The following is a 17175-nucleotide window of genomic DNA, read 5'->3' on the forward strand; positions in this document are numbered from 1 at the left end:
GAGATTAATAGGATCAAACAACAGACTTGTAAAATCATGCTTACCAATGCCCTCGAGGTCGGCAAGCGCCTGAAGGAGGCCAAGGCCTTGCTCCCCCATGGAGAATGGGGAAAATGGTTGGTCGAATCGGTGAGCTATTCCCAGCGCACAGCCAACAGGCTGATGCAGCTCTTTGAAGAATAGGGAGATAAACTGTTCGCTTCCACCGATGACGGCGGCAGCTCAAATTCGTCAGCGCTGACGAATTTGACCTACTACCGGGCCCTTCTCCTTCTAGGGATTTCGGAAGATGAGCGGGAGAAATTTATCCTGCAGCATGATGTAGAAGATATGACCACCCGGGAGCTGGATCAAGCCCAACCGGCATCATCAGAATGTCCCTTTGTTTCGTGTTTCTCTCCGGTCCAAGAAAGTCAGGGAGACATCTATCCCTACAGGTAAGAGTGAGCGAGTTAAAATTGTGTTGTACAGTGGGATGCGAGCATTGCATCCAAATATTTGGTTATTAGCACAAGTTCATTGATAGTAATTATGTTGATTTATGAAATCTTGATTAAGCGAGTCAATATATTACGTTTTTTATTTGGGATGAAAGTGAAGAATGCGTTGTTGTTTAGTTAGTAAAAGAAAGCGTGGAAAAAGCGGGGGCTGCTGGCTCTCCTTTAGAGTGTTCCAAAATGGAATATTGTACCGAGTAAAGTGTATCAAGCTAAATCAAACTAAAAATATTTAGCTGGAATTTTTTTAACAAGGATTGATAAAAAAGTGTTAGTATGTGTCTTAGACGTTAAATATGGCCTCCAATCCCGAGTAGAAACAGAGCATGAATGAAGTTTAGTAGTATTCTGAATATTAGGCATGAAAATTGCAATTAGTATTAGTTGTAGCAATCCCTTCCTCAATATTCTCTCATACGTGGCCTCACCAAAAAATGGTGGGGTCTTTTTTTTATCCTTTGACTTTTGTACGTTAAATTCAAGAAAGACTAAGTAAGAATAATCCATCATCGAACAGCGCATCCTAAAAGATAAACAAACGCGAGGTGATTGAAAATGACGTTAATCCCAAATGAGCCATACCGAACGTTAGAGCCTTTTTGGAATGAGATGGATCGATTTTTAAGGCGCGGGAAAGAAAACTTTACAGATGGTTTCTATCGTATCGATGTAGGAGAAACCCAGCATAAAATTATCGTGACTGCAGAAATTCCAGGTATAGAAAAACCTGAAGATCTTACGATTACTTTAGACGAAAATCGCCTGATGATTCAGGGTGAGATTCGAAAAATAATTCATGAAGAGGAGGATGAAAGCGTTCCGCGGCACTCTGAACGATATTTTGGGAAATTCTCTCGGATATTAACTCTCCCTGCTCTGGTTAAGACTGATGGATCTCACGCAAGCTATCGAAACGGGATTTTAAAATTTAGTTTTCTGAAAGATGCTCATCCAGCAGCGCGTCATATTGAGGTTGACTTTCACTAATTTGCAATGAGAATTTGTGTGGTCTTCTAGGCCTGGATAATCTTTTAATTTGTAAAAAATAAAGAGCCGAGCATAATTAAAATGCTCGGCTTAGGATATTAACAATGAGTAACTGTTTATCTAGACGTTAAATTCTAGATAAATTAAGTCATATTTTTTCCCGGCAGATTGCGTTCCGCCAATTCGATAGCCATTTTCACCATATTACCACAGTCTCTTGAAGAAACTCCTCCAAATCCCTCTTGGTGAAGGGTTCCAGCAAAACCTAACTCTTGAGCAATCTCTTCTTTTAATTGGCTAGACATGATGCTATTACGTCGTCTTGACATTTAGGAATCCTCCTTTCAAATTGGACAGCTTCTTTCAACAACACTGATGCTTGATGAAAGTGTTACTAGTATCTCTTTACAGTGAAGATAATATGTAAATTAAAATCGAGTTTTGTTGGAAATTAAGGAATAAACAAGAAATTTTCGATTAGAACTCTATTACTCGAAAAAAGCACTTAACTACATATGATTTGCTGGTTTGCTATAAACAGCTTCTACTCGATACTTTCGGGTTCATTGGCTTTTTTGTAGAAAGAGGATATAATGTGAGAAAAAAATACAATGGGGTGAACTCTATTGCCATTATTATTTGGAACCGCTGGAGTCCCACTTTCCTCGACGGATCGATCCAGTGAAGGTGGAGTACGCCGTATTCGGGAGTTACAGCTTGGTGCTTTAGAATTAGAATTTGTACAAGGTGTAAGAATGGGGGAAGAAAAGGCTAGAAAAGTCGGCGCAGTTGCCAAAGAAGAAGGGATCGCCTTAAGTTGTCATGCCCCTTACTATATTAATCTAAACTCCCGTGAGCCTGAGAAAATTACGGCGAGCAGGGATCGAATTATACATACCTCGCGAATTTCGAAGATTCTCGGTGTGAGGAGCGTCATTTTTCATCCTGCTTTTAATCATGATACTTCCTCGGAGGTAGTCTTAGAAAGGGTGGTCAAAGAACTTACCCTGGTGCGAGAGACCCTCGATGCGGAGGGTAATGAGGTTATTCTTCGTCCGGAAACGACTGGAAAAGGGACTCAGTTCGGAGATCTGGCAGAAACGATTCGGATTGCCCAAGAGGTTCCCGGGGTCTTACCATGTATTGACTTTAGCCATCTTCATGCCCGTACTAATGGACGGTATAATTCTTATGACGAATTTTGTGAGATTTTAGATGAGACTGCAGAGGGACTAGGAGATCGCTGGGTAAAAAACGTCCATTTTCATATTTCGGGAATTGAATATGGATTAAAGGGTGAGAAACGTCACCTTGTCTTAAAAGAATCTGACTTGCGATTTGAAGAGTTACTAAAGGCTTGTCATTCCTTTGGTGTAGAAGGGTTGGCTATTTGCGAAAGCCCGAACTTGGAAGAGGATGCTCTGCTCTTGCAACAGACGTATTTGGCACTCGGTTAAACTAGTAAAAACACGTTTCACATGTTAAGGCCAAGGTACTCGACTGTCAGGTGACGGGTAAACAGTACTCTGGAGTTGATCCAGCTTAAGCTGAACGAGTTCACTACCTAGGAGGAGTATTAAGCCCCATTGCAGGCTGGTAGCAGAGAGTAGATGGTAGGAGGAGAGAGGATGAATTATTCTGCAGCTCATGAGGTGGCACTTGAAAAGTTCCGTGCTTGTTCTTTAGGGGATATGGCAAATTGCTCGGGCTATTCTATGGAGGGTAATGCCCTAGTGATTGAATTCTTAGGCCAAAATTTTAAGCTGGTTTATCCCAGCGGGGATTTTGTACCTATCCAGGCTTCAGACGGAGAATTACCGCTTGCAACCCAAATATTGATACTTCATTACGTAACAAGTCTCAGTGAACCCTTAGAAGTGGGGACCCTGATTTCCTACAAAGAATTTCCTGGCGGAGCCATGTATATTAAACCGTTTACCGGACGGGCCATTGATCCGCTGGTTCGTATTTTTGGTTCTAATCCAGATAGGCTCCTTGAAGTTGCAACGCGTTTAGGAGGACATTCCAATGGACTAGGAGATGTAGGGGTTACATACAGGGTGTTCCCGCGCATTCCAGTGTCGTTGATTCTTTGGCGAGCAGATGATGAATTCCCGGCCTCGGGTAATATTCTATTCGATGCCTCCGCCCCTTCTATTCTACCCACTGAGGATTTTGCTGTCCTGGCCAGTATGGTTGTATTTGGGTTTAAGCGGATAAGTGTTTAATTTTCGCTGTTTGCGTCTTTGAAGCAAAAATGCTGGGTCAGAATCTTGATAAGGTGATCCGGGGCGGAAGAGGTGAAAGTGTGAAGGTTCATAAGATTGATCATGTTGTCCTGACGGTTAAGGATATAGAATCGACCTGCCAATTCTATTCAAAGGTGTTAGGAATGACGGTGGTTGAGTTTGGGGAAGGTCGTAAGGCCTTAATGTTTGGGGACCAGAAAATTAATTTGCATGAGGAAGGCAAGGAGTTTGAACCAAAAGCACTAAAACCAACTCCAGGTTCTAGTGATTTATGCTTTATTACAAACGTTTCTTTGGAAGATGTGTTAAAATACTTTGTGAGTTTTGGGGTTAAAGCCATTGAAGGTCCAATCGAGAAGATGGGGGCTTGTGGCTTGATTAAATCAGTCTATTTAAAGGATCCAGATGGGAATCTAATTGAAATCTCTAACTACCTAGATCCTATTAAGTAGAAATTACGAGGAGTGGCAAAGAACCGTCTACATCCTTGAAACCTTGTCCAGACAAATGAAGGAAGATCAAACTATCTGGCGAATATTATTCTCTTGAGACATTTTAAAAAGGAGTTGATTGGTAAGTTGGATAACGAGAAATTCCAGGAATTTATTGCAAATCAATTCACAAAACTTTTTAGTGAATTCAAAGGATTAAAGCAAGATTTTAGTGAATTGAAGGCAGATGTTAGTGAATTGAAGGCAGATGTTAGTGAATTGAAGGCAGATGTTAGTGAATTGAAGGCAGACGTTAGTGAATTAAGAAACAGCCAAGTACGCATGGAAGCAGAATTCCATAATCAGATAACTGCTCTACATGATTTTAGGGTTGGTCAGGAAAGAGTAAATCAAGAGGTTAAGAATGAATTATTGATTTTGGGTACAAAGATGGGAGAACTTCAAATGGAGACGGCTCATCTTAGGGTAGTCAAGTAAATATAGTATTATTTATCAAAGATAAACTTTGTCCATAACAGGGCGAAGTTTTTTTGTACTTAGCAGAAAGTATAACTTACGTTACATACTGCAAGTAGGCTAATACGTGCGAAGACAGTGCTGCAAGAAGGTTTAACCCGTGCGAAGACAGTGTCTTCGTCGTCTGTAGCATAAGTGCGACTAAGGCGGCCGCCTCGTTAACTCGGCGCCAGCCAAGTCTTCTTTATTGCATTAATATATCCTTTACTGTTCACACTAAGTCGGGGAGGTGTGTTAAATGCATACATTATGGAAAGGATCGATAAGTTTCGGCTTAGTGAATGTTCCGGTCAAAATGCATGCGGCCACAGAGTCTCAAGAGTTTAAGTTTAATTATCTCCATAAAGCTTGCAATCGCCGGATTCGGTCGATCAAAAAATGTCCTACTTGCGATATGGAGGTTGAAACGGCTGACTTAGTTAAGGGCTATGAGTATGAAAAGGATCGCTATGTTGTTTTAAGTGAGGATGACCTTGCGGCTTTGGAACAACCCATGAGTCGATCGATTGATATTCTTGATTTTATCAATTTGTCCGAGATAGATCCAATCTATTATCAGAAATCTTATTACCTGTCTCCAGAAGAAACGGCCATGAAAGCCTATCGCTTACTTTGTCAGGCCATGGAGGAAAGTGGTAAAGTTGCTTTAGCCCGTGTTACGATGCGCTCAAAGCAGCATTTAGCTTGTTTGCGTGTTTTTGAAGAAAGCCTCGTTATGGAAACCATGCATTATCCGAAGGAAATCCGTCATATGGATGTGGTGTGGGATCGAGTGGTTCCGACGGAAACAGAATTGACCATGGCGCGTCAGTTGATTGATAATTTAGCTCGTCCGTTTGAACCGGAAAAATATCGTGATGAACTGCATGAGCAAATGGTGCAGCTGATTGAAAGCAAAGTAGCCGGAGAAACCTATCAAGTGGAAGCTCCTGTTAAGGGAGGAAAAGTGGTCGACTTGATGGAAGCTTTGCGAGCAAGTATTGCTTTAACAGAAAATCCCATCGACAAACCGAAGTCCTCGTTGACTCCACGAAAACGAACGACCCGACGTGAGAAGGAAGCCTAGGTATGACAGAACTGCCTTGCGCAAGGGTACGTGGATCAGTGTCGAGCGATGTAACACGTATTTTGTGTAGCGAGGCGGTCAATTCGCTCCAAGAAAGGGCATTTAGTCCTTTTAAGCAGGGACTGGGACCCTTTCCTAGTCGAGGGGAAACGATACGGTGGGTTGAGCCCACTGTGCTTCTTAAAACACGATTTTTAGAATGGACTGATGAAGGGAAATTGCGTCATGCCCAGATTATTGACTAAGACGAAGGATTTCTCATTAATCCTACGCTATTTTCCATGAAAGATTGAAATTCGACAAAACTCTACGCAGGAGATACGTCCTTTCGCCCCGAAATCTGGCTTAAGGAGGTGCGCGCCTTGGGAACTGAAGAAGAAAAACAAGTTCGAGCGGCATTCCGCACTATTTCAGGCATTGGAAGCCAGCATTTAAGGCGACTGATTGCTTATTTTGGTAGTGCCGTTAAAGCATGGGAGGCTTCAACTAGCCAATATCATTCAATCCTTCATCAGGACAAATGGGTTCAGGGAATTTTGAAGGCCAGGCCAATGATTGATCCAGAGCGGATTGGAGATGCTCTTAAAAAACAAGGCATTCAGATTATCACTCCGGATGAAATCGGTTATCCCAGGTTACTGGCGGAGTTAGCGGATGCTCCACCGCTTCTATATTATCGGGGACAGCTGCAGGGGAGTGCGGAAGGACTTGCCATTGTGGGTTCACGACAAGCTACTTCCTATGGCAAAGCGGTGGCTAGAGTGCTCGCCCGGGATGCTGTAGCCCGAGGGTTTGTGATAGTTAGCGGTTTAGCCCGAGGGATTGATACTGCAGCCCATCAAGGGGCGCTGGACAATGGCGGGGTCACTTGGGCATTCCTGGGCTGTGGTTTAGATAGAATTTATCCTTTAGAAAATAGAAAATTGGCGGAGGGGATTTCGGAGAAGGGTGCCTTGATCAGTGAATTCGTGCCTGGCGCTCCACCCAATGCCGCCCATTTTCCGGCACGAAATCGCTTAATTAGTGGATGTTCTCGCGGAGTGGTGGTCGTAGAGGCCGCAGAGAGAAGCGGAGCTTTGATTACGGTCGATTTCGCGTTAGATCAAGGGCGAGAAGTATTTGCAGTCCCAGGGCCTATTTTTAGTGAGGTGAGTCGAGGCCCTCATCATTTACTACGCCAAGGGGCAAAAATTGTGGAAGGAATTGAAGACATTTGCCATGAACTGCCTTTAGGGTCCCAATATGTTGGCCAAATATCGCCGACGAAAGAACCTTTGCCCAAAGAAGTTATATCTACGGTTAATGAACATCAGTTGATTCTAGAGCAATTAAGTGACGTTCCTCTGCATATTGACCAAATAACAATTCATTCAGCCCTCCCTGTTTCAAGTATTTCATTGGCCTTATTGGAGCTGCAATTAGGCGGAAAAGTCATACAATTACCGGGACAACATTATGTATTAGCACGAGAGTGCTAGACATACTATGAAAAAGGCGTTAATATAGGGCTTAGTTTTACCAAATGTTAAACTAAGGACTTAGAACAGACCCATTTGGATATAAGTGTAGTATGTGAAGTGAAAAATTCACGATAACCTAAAGAGCAGGAACAAACAAAAGGTCCTTAACGTTTGTTTTGTTTGCAAAGAATTTAAGTTCGAACTTCGCGTATCGCGTAATCGGACCTCTAGAAAAAGGTTATTTATGTGTTTTTTAAGTATATATTGAGGTGAAATAATGTCAAAGACGCTTGTGATTGTAGAGTCCCCAGCCAAGGCAAAGTCAATCAGCAAATTTTTAGGAAGCCGTTATACGGTTAAAGCTTCAATGGGACATTTGCGGGATTTACCGAAGAGTCAATTGGGTGTGGATATAGAACATGATTTCGAACCCAAATATATTGCGATTCGTGGTCGAGGAGATTTGATCAAGGAGTTGCGTGCTGCGGCTAAAGGGGCAGATAAGGTGTTCTTAGCTTCTGACCCTGATCGTGAGGGGGAAGCGATTGCCTGGCATCTTTCGCATTTATTGGGACTTAACCAAGGGGATAAAAACCGAATCGAATTTCACGAGATTACCAAACAAGCGATCCAGGCGGCCGTTAAGCATCCACGGCAGATAGACCAAGCCCGGGTGGATGCACAACAGGCCCGGAGGGTATTAGATCGATTGGTAGGTTATCAATTAAGTCCGTTGCTCTGGCGCAAAATCAAAAAAGGGTTAAGCGCTGGAAGGGTCCAATCTGTAGCAGTTCGGTTAGTAGATGATCGAGAAGAGGAGATACAGGCGTTTGTCTCGGAAGAGTATTGGAGTCTAACGGCTAATCTTAAATCTGCAGGAGGAAAGTTCTTAGCTAAGCTCGTTAAAAAGTCAGGCAAAAAAATAGCCATCACCTCTAAAGCAGAAATGGAAAGCGTGCTTTCCGAGTTAAAGGGAAAAGATTTTCAAGTAGCCGAGGTTCGGACTAAAGAAAAGAAAAAACAACCGTCACCTCCCTTTATTACGAGTAGTCTTCAACAGGAAGCGCATCGCAAGTTGAGTTTTTCTCCGAAACGGACCATGATGTTGGCTCAGCAACTATACGAGGGGCTGGACCTTGGTAAAGAGGGAACGGTGGGTCTGATCACCTATATGCGTACGGATTCCGTCAAGATCGCGGAAACGGCTCAAGCTGAGGCCAAAGGATGGATTCTTTCACATTATGGGGACGAGTATTATCCTCCTGAACCGCGCCGGTTCACTAATAAGGGGAGGGCTCAGGAAGCGCATGAAGCCATCCGACCGACCTCAGCTTTGCGTACTCCTGATATGCTGAAGGGGATTTTATCACGAGACCAATTACGCTTGTACCGCTTGATCTGGGAGCGCTTTATTGCGAGTCAGATGAGTGTAGCTATTACGGATACCTTGACAGTCGAGAGCTTAGTAGAGGATTATTTATTTCGGGCCAATGCTACTACAATCCGATTTCCAGGCTTTTTAGCGGTTTATGAAGAAGGTAAAGATGCTGGCGAGACAGCGGATGACGAACAAAACTCACTAACACTTTCTGTCTCTCCTGGAGAAAAGCTATCCCTAATCGAACTTCAAGAGAAGCAACATTTTACAGAACCACCCCCACGTTATACAGAAGCATCTCTTGTTCGCAAGATGGAAGAGGAAGGAATCGGCAGGCCGAGCACGTATGCACCGACCATCGAAACCATTCAAACACGTGGGTATGTGGTTAAAGAAGAGAAACAGCTTCTGCCTACCGAGCTGGGAGACATAGTCATAACCCTACTCAAGGAACATTTTCCGGATATCTTGAATCTGGAGTTCACTGCTAATTTAGAAGCAAAGCTCGACCGAATTGAAGAAGGAAATACTCCTTGGAAGTCTGTGGTTGAAGATTATTATGGGCCCTTTTCCGTGACCTTAGCTGAGGCTGATGAGAAAATCGGCAAGGTAAAAATTGAGGATCAAGTTTCCGAAGAACTTTGTGAGAGCTGCGGACGGAATATGGTCATTAAAATGGGGCGTTACGGCAAATTTTTAGCTTGTCCGGGTTTTCCGGACTGTCGAAACACGAAGCCGCTCTTTGAAGAAGTGGGTGCAAACTGTCCCACTTGCTCTAAACCCTTGGTAGTTCGTCGCTCCAAGAAGGGGCGGAAGTTTTTTGGGTGTCTCGGTTACCCAGAGTGCGATTTTGTTTCCTGGGAAATGCCAGCCCCGGATCCTTGTCCTGAGTGCCAGCAATTGATGGTGATTAAATCGACCAAACGCCAGAAGAAACATGTCTGCACAAATCGAGAATGTCGCTTTACAAAAGTAATCGAAGAAGAAGCTTAATAAAGGTCTAGTTAAGAAGTAACGTTTCTCAGGCGTTTATTGGGATAAGGAGCGAGTCGTTCATGCAACAAATTACGGTCATCGGAGCAGGTCTTGCGGGGTCGGAGGCTGCCTGGCAACTTGCCGAGCGTGGGATCATGGTCAATTTATATGAGATGCGTCCGACAAAAACTACCCCCGCCCATCAAACAGATCGATTTGCAGAACTCGTCTGTAGCAACTCGCTGCGGGGGGCGGGTATAGAGAATGCCGTTGGGTTATTAAAAGAAGAGATGCGCCGTTTGGGGTCCTTGATCATGGAGGCGGCTGATCATAACGCGGTTCCCGCAGGCGGTGCTTTAGCTGTCGATCGGGAACTGTTTTCAAGTGAAATCACAAAACGATTGGAACAGCATCCCAACCTACGTGTGCACCGAGAAGAAGTTCATTCTCTTCCAGTGGGGATGACGATCGTGGCAAGTGGTCCCTTGACCTCTGACGATTTAGCGCACGATATTCTGAAGGCAACTGGGGAGCAAGCCTTGTCTTTTTACGACGCGGCTGCGCCCATTGTAACTCTTGAATCCATTGATTTAGAGAAGGCTTTTTGGGCATCCCGTTATGACAAAGGGGATGCCGATTATTTAAACTGTCCCATGACGAGGGAAGAATATGAAGCTTTTTACAAGGCGTTGCTAGAGGCTGAGATGGCCGAAGTCCAAGGCTTTGAACAAGGAAGGGTTTTTGAAGGCTGTCTGCCGGTTGAAGTGATGGCCAAACGTGGCATTCAGACTCTGACCTTTGGTCCCTTAAAACCCGTTGGCTTAATCGACCCTCGCACAGGGAAAAAATCTCATGCTGTGGTACAACTGCGCAAGGAAAATCAAGCCGGAACTCTCTTTAATCTGGTGGGTTTTCAAACCCATTTAAAATGGGGGGAACAGAAACGCGTTTTTTCGTTAATTCCCGGGTTGGAAAAAGCTGAGTTTGTGCGCTATGGCGTGATGCACCGCAATACATTTCTTAATGCGCCGAAAGTGCTTAAGGCAGATTTCAGTCTCAGGCTGAAACCAGAGCTTTTTTTTGCTGGTCAAATGACAGGCGTCGAAGGGTATGTAGAGTCTGCTGCCAGCGGGCTTCTGGCAGGTTTGAACGCGTGGCGACGTCTTAATCAGCTGGATACACTGGTTTTTCCTCCGGAAAGCTCACTGGGAGCACTAGCCCGCCATTTAGAAGGCGCACCTAGTCAAAGCTTTCAACCGATGAATATTAACTTTGGCTTGCTTCCCCCTTTGAGCGAGCGAATCAGGGACAAGCGCCAAAAAAATGCCAGAATCTCCGAACGGGCCTTAGCAGCATTAGCTGAATTTTGTGCACGAGAGGATTTGGGGAGGTAAGCAAGTGCTGGTGGATGAAGCCTTAGGTTTATTTGCAGGGTATCAATATTCCCAAAATCGGTCAGAGCACACAGTAGTTGCTTATCAAACTGATCTGGGTCAGTTTTTTCGGTTTGCTGCCCAGGAACAAGGTCTCGAACCTGAACTAGTCACGGTTGAGAGTATCGATGTTTATATTGTACGTAGCTTTCTAGGAGTTTTAGCAGAACACGGGCTGGCGAGAAAAAGCATGGCCCGTAAGCTTGCCTCGTTACGGTCGTTTTTTAAGTTCTTATGCCGTCAGGAATTACTAAAAATAAATCCGGTGCAGCGGGTGGCGAGTCCGAAATTAGGGCGCAAACTCCCGCATTTTCTTTATCTAGACCAAGTTGAGGGCTTACTACGTGCTCCGGATTGCTCAAAGTTACTGGGTTGTCGAGATCGAGTCATCTTAGAATTACTCTATGGATCCGGATTAAGAGTCAGTGAATTAATCGGCTTAAATCGAGAGAACCTTGATTTAGAGAGTGGGCTAATTCGCGTTCTTGGCAAGGGTAGTAAGGAGCGAATTGTTCCAGTGACCAACTATGCTAGCCAGGCAATTGAAGGGTATTTAGGAATGCGGACAGATCAACAGCGCTCACTTTTACTTAATTACCAGGGATCCCGTTTATCGGATAGATCAGTTCGCCGAATTTTGGACAAACTAGTCGCAAAGGTCAGCCTAGAACAACACGTGAATCCTCATATGCTGCGTCATTCTTTTGCCACCCATCTGTTGGATGGCGGTGCTGATCTAAGAAGTGTTCAAGAGTTGCTGGGACATCAGAAACTATCCTCAACCCAAATCTACACGCATCTAACTCGTGAACGACTTAAAGAAGTCTTCACTCGCGCCCATCCCCGTGCAAAAGAACGAAATAAGCCCAAGACACTATAAATTTTCACAAAAAAATGCAAATTAACTACAATTCACTTGACACGCCTAAAGTGCCCTAGTAAACTTTATTTAAGGGGGTTTGATTTATGTTTCATGCAACGACCATCGTCGCAGTGAAAAAAGGGGAGCAGGTATCTATCGCGGGTGACGGTCAAGTAACCTTTGGCCAGGCTACCGTTATGAAACATAAGGCCCGTAAGGTCCGCCGCTTGTATAACGGAAAGGTCATTACAGGGTTTGCGGGTTCCGTAGCGGATGCGTTTACGCTGTTTGATAAGTTTGAACAAAAACTTGAAGCGTATCATGGGAATCTCCAGCGTGCGGCTGTTGAGCTAGTAAAGGAATGGCGAACAGACAAAATGCTGAGAAATCTGGAAGCACTACTTATCGTGGCAGATACCCAAAATCTTTTAATTGTATCTGGCTCGGGTGAAGTGATTGAACCAGATGATGGAATCGCCGCCATCGGATCTGGAGGGAACTATGCTTTAGCGGCTGCTCGCGCTTTAGCAAGGCATTCTGATTTGTCGACTTCGGAAATTGTTCGAGAAGCAATGCTTATAGCCGCTTCAATTTGTGTCTATACTAATGAGGAAATTACTGTGGAAGAGTTATAGGAGGTGAGACTATGGACCGATTGACTCCCCGTGAAATCGTTCGTGAATTAGACCAACACATTATCGGCCAAAATGCGGCGAAACGAGCTGTTGCGGTTGCTTTAAGGAATCGTTATCGACGCTCTTGTCTTCCGGAAGAATTGCAAGAAGAAGTAATCCCCAAGAACATTTTAATGATTGGTCCCACTGGCGTTGGCAAGACTGAGATTGCCCGCCGCTTGGCGAAGCTTGTGCGCGCCCCCTTCATTAAGATTGAAGCCACGAAGTTTACGGAAGTAGGTTATGTTGGTCGGGATGTGGAAGCCATAATTCGAGACTTAGTCGAAATCTCCTTGCGTATGGTGAAGGCGGAGCGAACAGAACAAGTCCAGACTCAGGCGGCAGTCAATGCCGAGAAACGTTTGCTTGAACTGTTAGTTCCAGAAAAACGCTCAGAGAGTACATCAAGTAATCCCTTCCAGATGTTATTCGGCCAGTCATCAAATGAGGAAAAAGAACCGGAAGTCACGCCTGAAATTGAAAAAGAACGCAAGCTAGTTAGAGATCGTTTGCAACGAGGAGATTTAGAGAAAAAGGTTATTGATATTTCAGTTGAAGAGAGTATGCCACTTTCCGATATGCTGGGCAATAATAACATGATGGAAATGGGCTTGAATATTCAAGAGATGATGTCCGGAATGCTCCCGAAGCGGCACAAAAAGAGAAAAGTGACCGTCCGAGATGCCCGAAAGATTCTGATTCAGGAAGAAGCTCAAAACTTGATTGATCATGACGAAGCAGTACAGGATGCGATTCGCAGAACAGAGCAAGAGGGAATTGTGTTCTTGGACGAAATCGATAAAATTGCTGGGCGCGAAGGCGCGGGTGGTGCGGACGTTTCAAGAGGTGGGGTTCAACGTGATATCCTCCCAATTGTGGAAGGGTCCACTGTGGTAACCAAGTATGGTCCGGTCAAAACTGATCATATCCTTTTCATTGCAGCAGGCGCTTTTCATGTCAGCAAACCCTCTGACCTCATTCCTGAACTGCAAGGGAGATTTCCGATCCGTGTTGAACTCGAATCCTTAAGTGTGGCAGATTTCAAACGTATTCTTACGGAAACCCAATCATCGCTCATTAAACAATACAGTGCTTTATTGGGGACAGAAGGAATAGTAGTCGATTTTACAGAGAATGCTATTGATGAATTGGCAGAAGTTGCCTTCAAAGTGAATTCGACCACAGAAAATATTGGGGCACGCAGACTTCATACGATTGTCGAAAAAGTACTCGAGGAACTATCCTTCGAAGCATCTGAGCTGCCTGACGATTATACGGTGACGATTAATCGAGAATATGTTGAGCACCGTTTGGGTGATGTGGTTCGAAATCAAGATTTAGCGCGCTATATTCTATAAAAATAAGTTAACATACTTCATGGGAAGTAATTTAAGGAGGATTTAGACCTTATGGAAACAACTTTATTAAACAAAACCAGGACCATTAATAAGTTAATACAACGTGCTGCAGGGAATCCGGTTGATTTTGAGGAAATGGCTAAAGTTCTTGGGCAGGCCGTGATTGCCAACTGTTATATTGTTGGACGTCGGGGGAAAATTTTAGGGTACAGTTTCATGGAAGGGTTTGCCTGTGGGGTTATGGAAGATATTGTAATTCATACTGAGCGCTTTCCTGAAAGCTATAACGAAGGTCTTATGAAAATTAGTTCGACGATTACGAATACGACGCAAGTTGCCAATGGCTGTGTATTTAATAGTAATGAACCCTGTGGTTTCACGAATAAACTGACGACTATTGTGCCAATTTTAGGAGGCGGAGAACGAGTTGGGACCCTCGTACTCGCCAAATATGATGTGGAATTTAATGAACACGATCTTGTACTAGCCGAATACGGTGCAACTGTGGTAGGAATGGAAATTTTACGAGTTAAAGCAGAACGTGCAGAAGAAGAAGCCCGTAAAAAAGCGGCCGTTCAAATCGCGGTGGGAACCCTATCCTATTCAGAACTTGAGGCAGTGGAGCACATCTTTGCTGAATTAGGTGGCGGAGAAGGACTATTGGTTGCTAGTAAAATTGCGGATCGAGTTGGGATTACTCGTTCGGTCATTGTCAATGCGCTGCGCAAATTTGAATCTGCTGGTGTAATTGAATCAAAGTCCTTGGGCATGAAAGGAACTTACATCCGAGTGCTTAACGATTATCTGCTGGATGAACTGGAAAAGCAAACTAAACACACCAAGTAGACGGCTTAGCAGGAGGATGATTTCATGGATGAACATGATTACGTTTACCTAATGAGACCGCTTGTGGTACCAGGGCTCGTGTTTCTGATTGTTTATCCCCTTGTTATTGGGAGTGTGCATGTCTTCAGTAAGCTACCCATCATCGAACTAAGGGTACTAATAGGAATCTATATCATTGCAGGGCTTGGCATCTTAGCACTGTGGGTCATTGGGAAGAGTAAACGAGTGAAAATTACTGATGAGCAAATTATTTTTCACTCGCTACTCGGAGAACGGGTCCTCGATCCGCGAGATATTAGACGAGTTGCCTTTTATTTCGATCAAAAAGGGCAGGAAATAGCTCAAATTCGCACGAACAATGCCTTATTTTACGTAAGTGAATTCTATTTCCCCTTTCCCGAATTAATGAGCGACTTAGAGCATTTTATTCTGCACTACGATATACGGTCTAACCTTTCGAGAAATGCTGTGTGATAAAACTGAATACTGTAAATTATGCCTAATCATTGCAAAGCTCTTGAGAATATGCTAATCTATTTGCAGTGTGACTTAATGACACACGCAGTGGGATTAAGACGCTAGTTCCTTGTCGGGAGGCAAGGTGCGTTTTGAGATGAACCTGTGGTGGAAAAAAACAAAAAAAGAAAGTTGGTTTAACATGGCTGTCATTTCTATGAAACAATTACTGGAAGCAGGTGTCCACTTTGGACATCAAACACGTCGCTGGAATCCCAAAATGGCGCGCTATATTTTCACGGAGCGCAATGGAATCTACATTATCGATCTACAAAAGACGGTTAAAAAAGTAGATGAAGCCTTTAACTTTGTCCGCAACCTTGCTACTGAGGGCGGTACCATGCTGTTTGTGGGTACCAAAAAACAAGCGCAGGAATCGGTCAAAGATGAAGCCATCCGTTGTGGCATGTACTTTGTCAATGAACGCTGGCTTGGAGGTATGTTGACAAACTTCCAAACGATTCAAAAGCGAGTAGATCGTTTGCGTGTTTTAGAGCGTATGGAGGCTGAAGGCGTATTTGAAGTTCTTACTAAAAAAGAAGTTTCTGCACTTCGCCATGAAATGGAAAAATTAGAGCGCTTCTTGGGTGGCATAAAGAACATGAAAAAGCTTCCAGATGCTTTATTCATTGTTGACCCACGTAAAGAGAGAATTGCCGTTGCAGAAGCACGCCGTTTAAAGATTCCTATTGTGGCAATTGTTGATACGAACTGTGATCCAGATGAAATTGATGTAGTCATTCCAGCTAATGATGATGCAATCCGTGCCGTCAAGTTACTGACTGCGAAGATGGCAGATGCGATCATTGAAGGGCAACATGTTATTGAAGATGAGGCCGAAGAAGCTGGAGACGTTGTCGAAGTGTAAGCGAAGTACGATGCGCGAGGTTCGAAATTCGAACCTCGCACGTTGCGTATCGCATACTATAGATCTCTAAAATGCATACTTATAATGATTGAACTGTATTAGTCATACATCACATATTGATATCGCGCGTCAACCTCGAATTTTCATCGCGTATCAACATCGAAATTGGAGGGTTTACTTATGGCAGAGGTAACTGCAGCTCTAGTTAAAGAGCTTAGGGAACGTACTGGAGCAGGCATGATGGATTGTAAAAAGGCACTTATAGAGTGTAATTGTGAGCTTGAAAAGGCTTGTGATTATCTCCGTGAAAAAGGACTAGCAGCCGCCGCTAAAAAAGGTGGTCGTATTGCAGCTGAAGGAACGATTGAGTCCTATATCCATGGTGGTGGACGAATCGGTGTACTTATTGAAGTCAACTGTGAAACAGACTTTGTTGCTCGCGGGGATGAATTTAAAGCGTTAGTACGAGATATGGGATTGCATATCGCAGCTGCCAATCCGCAATATCTTAATAAAGAAGATGTTCCAGCCGATGTACTCCAACATGAAAGAGATATTCTTAAAGCGCAAGCTCTCAATGAAGGCAAGCCGGAAAAGATTATTGAAAAAATGGTGGAAGGCCGGATCGAAAAGTTTTATAAAGAAGTATGTTTAATGGAACAAGCTTTTGTCAAAGATCCTGATAAGAGTGTGCGGGATTTGGTTCTTGATAAAGTAGCTAAAATCGGGGAACGTATTGTTATTCGTCGCTTTACTCGTTATGAATTAGGTGCAGGTATTGAAAAGAGACAGGATGATTTTGCGGCAGACGTTATGAAAGAATTAAATCGCTAAAACCTAGACAATCTATCAAGAGAACACCCCGGTGTTCTCTTTTTCGCACTAAACAGAAAGTATAACTTCGTTGCATACTGCAAGAAGGGTAATACGTGCGAAGACAGTGTCTTCGTCTGGAGTATAAGTGCAACTAAGGCGACGACACAGGACGTGTCTAGTGTCGAATGCGCCATGGATGGCATAGCATTCGACCGGCCGCCT

General features: G+C 43.9%; 18 protein-coding genes and 1 pseudogene. 18 read left to right on the plus strand and 1 reads right to left on the minus strand.

Annotation, left to right across the window (positions count from 1 at the left end; all coding sequences use genetic code 11):
- Together JL57_RS01025 and JL57_RS01035 are read left to right on the plus strand one after the other, a co-directional pair.
- Nucleotides 1-357: pseudogene (locus JL57_RS01025) on the plus strand (DUF3102 domain-containing protein); the annotation flags it as partial.
- 695 nt (nt 358-1052) lie between these two features.
- Nucleotides 1053-1484, plus strand: coding sequence for an Hsp20/alpha crystallin family protein (locus tag JL57_RS01035; protein ID WP_034140198.1), 432 nt, complete (start codon nt 1053-1055; stop codon nt 1482-1484).
- 143 nt (nt 1485-1627) lie between these two features.
- Here the strand turns inward: JL57_RS01035 and JL57_RS01040 are convergent, their stop codons facing one another.
- Nucleotides 1628-1813 (minus strand): small, acid-soluble spore protein, alpha/beta type, encoded by a 186-nt coding sequence (locus tag JL57_RS01040; protein WP_034140199.1) that lies wholly within the window; start codon nt 1811-1813, stop codon nt 1628-1630.
- Between the two features lie 297 nt (nt 1814-2110).
- On the opposite strand from JL57_RS01040, the gene JL57_RS01045 reads away from it, so the two are divergent.
- The 16 genes from JL57_RS01045 (at nt 2111) to tsf (ending at nt 16971) form a co-directional block, all read left to right on the plus strand.
- A complete protein-coding gene (locus JL57_RS01045) occupies nt 2111-2941 on the plus strand; it encodes a TIM barrel protein (protein ID WP_034140200.1) in 831 nt (276 codons plus the stop codon).
- 171 nt (nt 2942-3112) lie between these two features.
- The gene (locus JL57_RS01050; protein WP_034140201.1) at nt 3113-3712 is read left to right on the plus strand and encodes a DUF3786 domain-containing protein; all 600 of its coding nucleotides are present in this window, start codon (nt 3113-3115) and stop codon (nt 3710-3712) included.
- An 80-nt stretch (nt 3713-3792) separates the two neighbouring features.
- Nucleotides 3793-4185 (plus strand): VOC family protein, encoded by a 393-nt coding sequence (locus tag JL57_RS01055; RefSeq protein ID WP_034140202.1) that lies wholly within the window; start codon nt 3793-3795, stop codon nt 4183-4185.
- A gap of 126 nt (nt 4186-4311) precedes the next feature.
- Nucleotides 4312-4662, plus strand: a complete 351-nt coding sequence (locus JL57_RS01060) for a hypothetical protein (RefSeq protein WP_291299560.1) — start codon at nt 4312-4314, stop codon at nt 4660-4662.
- 277 nt (nt 4663-4939) lie between these two features.
- Complete coding sequence (locus JL57_RS01065; RefSeq protein WP_034140203.1) at nt 4940-5767, plus strand: Ku protein; 828 nt, start codon at nt 4940-4942, stop codon at nt 5765-5767.
- Nucleotides 5768-5769: 2 nt separating this feature from the next.
- Nucleotides 5770-6012: a hypothetical protein gene (locus tag JL57_RS01070; protein ID WP_034140204.1), complete on the plus strand. Its 243-nt coding sequence runs from the start codon at nt 5770-5772 to the stop codon at nt 6010-6012.
- A gap of 117 nt (nt 6013-6129) precedes the next feature.
- Nucleotides 6130-7245, plus strand: coding sequence for a DNA-processing protein DprA (dprA, locus tag JL57_RS01075; protein WP_034140205.1), 1116 nt, complete (start codon nt 6130-6132; stop codon nt 7243-7245).
- Between the two features lie 259 nt (nt 7246-7504).
- Nucleotides 7505-9598 carry a type I DNA topoisomerase gene (topA, locus tag JL57_RS01080; RefSeq protein WP_034140206.1) on the plus strand — a complete coding sequence of 698 codons (2094 nt, stop codon included), beginning with the start codon at nt 7505-7507 and terminating at the stop codon, nt 9596-9598.
- A gap of 62 nt (nt 9599-9660) precedes the next feature.
- Nucleotides 9661-10974, plus strand: coding sequence for a methylenetetrahydrofolate--tRNA-(uracil(54)-C(5))-methyltransferase (FADH(2)-oxidizing) TrmFO (trmFO, locus tag JL57_RS01085; protein WP_034140207.1), 1314 nt, complete (start codon nt 9661-9663; stop codon nt 10972-10974).
- Nucleotides 10975-10978: 4 nt separating this feature from the next.
- Nucleotides 10979-11893 (plus strand): tyrosine recombinase XerC, encoded by a 915-nt coding sequence (gene xerC / locus JL57_RS01090; RefSeq protein ID WP_034140208.1) that lies wholly within the window; start codon nt 10979-10981, stop codon nt 11891-11893.
- A gap of 86 nt (nt 11894-11979) precedes the next feature.
- Nucleotides 11980-12510, plus strand: coding sequence for an ATP-dependent protease subunit HslV (gene hslV / locus JL57_RS01095; protein ID WP_034140209.1), 531 nt, complete (start codon nt 11980-11982; stop codon nt 12508-12510).
- An 11-nt stretch (nt 12511-12521) separates the two neighbouring features.
- Nucleotides 12522-13907, plus strand: coding sequence for an ATP-dependent protease ATPase subunit HslU (hslU, locus tag JL57_RS01100; protein WP_034140210.1), 1386 nt, complete (start codon nt 12522-12524; stop codon nt 13905-13907).
- 51 nt (nt 13908-13958) lie between these two features.
- The gene (gene codY, locus JL57_RS01105) at nt 13959-14753 is read left to right on the plus strand and encodes a GTP-sensing pleiotropic transcriptional regulator CodY (RefSeq protein WP_034140211.1); all 795 of its coding nucleotides are present in this window, start codon (nt 13959-13961) and stop codon (nt 14751-14753) included.
- A gap of 24 nt (nt 14754-14777) precedes the next feature.
- A complete protein-coding gene (locus JL57_RS01110; RefSeq protein WP_034140212.1) occupies nt 14778-15227 on the plus strand; it encodes a hypothetical protein in 450 nt (149 codons plus the stop codon).
- 184 nt (nt 15228-15411) lie between these two features.
- On the plus strand, nt 15412-16137 hold the full coding sequence (rpsB, locus tag JL57_RS01115) for a 30S ribosomal protein S2 (protein ID WP_034140215.1): 726 nt from the start codon (nt 15412-15414) through the stop codon (nt 16135-16137).
- A gap of 180 nt (nt 16138-16317) precedes the next feature.
- On the plus strand, nt 16318-16971 hold the full coding sequence (gene tsf, locus JL57_RS01120; protein ID WP_034140213.1) for a translation elongation factor Ts: 654 nt from the start codon (nt 16318-16320) through the stop codon (nt 16969-16971).
- Nucleotides 16972-17175 lie beyond the last annotated feature (204 nt).

The sequence above is a fragment of the Desulfosporosinus sp. BICA1-9 genome (genome assembly GCF_000802135.1).

What these genes read in the sequence shown, in the direction of transcription:
- codY (WP_034140211.1), top strand. Translation starts at nt 13,959, where the DNA reads ATGGAAACAACTTTATTAAACAAAACCAGGACCATTAATAAGTTAATA.
- JL57_RS01065 (WP_034140203.1), top strand. Translation starts at nt 4,940, where the DNA reads ATGCATACATTATGGAAAGGATCGATAAGTTTCGGCTTAGTGAATGTT.
- hslU (WP_034140210.1), top strand. Translation starts at nt 12,522, where the DNA reads ATGGACCGATTGACTCCCCGTGAAATCGTTCGTGAATTAGACCAACAC.
- JL57_RS01050 (WP_034140201.1), top strand. Translation starts at nt 3,113, where the DNA reads ATGAATTATTCTGCAGCTCATGAGGTGGCACTTGAAAAGTTCCGTGCT.
- hslV (WP_034140209.1), top strand. Translation starts at nt 11,980, where the DNA reads ATGTTTCATGCAACGACCATCGTCGCAGTGAAAAAAGGGGAGCAGGTA.
- topA (WP_034140206.1), top strand. Translation starts at nt 7,505, where the DNA reads ATGTCAAAGACGCTTGTGATTGTAGAGTCCCCAGCCAAGGCAAAGTCA.
- JL57_RS01040 (WP_034140199.1), bottom strand. Translation starts at nt 1,813, where the DNA reads ATGTCAAGACGACGTAATAGCATCATGTCTAGCCAATTAAAAGAAGAG.
- JL57_RS01110 (WP_034140212.1), top strand. Translation starts at nt 14,778, where the DNA reads ATGGATGAACATGATTACGTTTACCTAATGAGACCGCTTGTGGTACCA.
- rpsB (WP_034140215.1), top strand. Translation starts at nt 15,412, where the DNA reads ATGGCTGTCATTTCTATGAAACAATTACTGGAAGCAGGTGTCCACTTT.
- trmFO (WP_034140207.1), top strand. Translation starts at nt 9,661, where the DNA reads ATGCAACAAATTACGGTCATCGGAGCAGGTCTTGCGGGGTCGGAGGCT.
- tsf (WP_034140213.1), top strand. Translation starts at nt 16,318, where the DNA reads ATGGCAGAGGTAACTGCAGCTCTAGTTAAAGAGCTTAGGGAACGTACT.
- JL57_RS01035 (WP_034140198.1), top strand. Translation starts at nt 1,053, where the DNA reads ATGACGTTAATCCCAAATGAGCCATACCGAACGTTAGAGCCTTTTTGG.
- JL57_RS01070 (WP_034140204.1), top strand. Translation starts at nt 5,770, where the DNA reads ATGACAGAACTGCCTTGCGCAAGGGTACGTGGATCAGTGTCGAGCGAT.